General features: G+C 68.4%; 1 protein-coding gene. It reads left to right on the plus strand.

What is annotated here, in order from left to right:
- Positions 1-551: alpha/beta hydrolase (locus NFL01S_RS33875; RefSeq protein ID WP_157117346.1), on the plus strand; the 551-nt coding region annotated here is incomplete at its 5' end.
- Positions 552-564: the final 13 nt, after the last annotated feature.

The raw sequence follows: 564 nt of genomic DNA on the forward strand, positions 1-564 counted from the left end.
GGGATTGCCTGGATGCCTACCGGGCATTGACACAGCGGCATCCCGCGGGCGATATCACGGTGATCGGCGACTCCGCCGGTGGATTCCTCGCCTTCGCGACCACATCGACAGCACTGCGGTCCGAGTGGGACCGCCCTCGTGCGCTGGTCGGAATCAGCCCGTGGCTGGATCTGGATTGCACCGCCAAGGCCGAGGCGCCGACCGCCGCGACCGAGGCATTCCTGCCACCGAGGGTGGTCGAGGCAGTGGCGCGCTGGGGATGCGGGGGTGTAATCGACCCCGCCCTCTCGCCGCTGCGCACCGACGACCTCGCCGGTTTTCCGCCGACCCTCTTACTGGCCTCGGACTCCGAATTCCTCTGCCCGGACGCGGAATTCATGGCCGAGCGGCTCGCCCGAGCCGGGGTGCGCCACCAGTTGCATCTGTGGCATCACCGGCTCCACGCGTTTCCCGTCATCGCACCACGACTCCCCGAGAGCAAGCAGGCAGTCGAAACGATCGCGGAATTCACCGCCGCGGCCGGCTCTGCGGTCGAGGACCGTGTGGCGTGACGACGCCCGATAC

The sequence above is a fragment of the Nocardia flavorosea NBRC 108225 genome (assembly GCF_001613385.1).
Taxonomy (GTDB): Bacteria; Actinomycetota; Actinomycetes; order Mycobacteriales; family Mycobacteriaceae; genus Nocardia; species Nocardia flavorosea.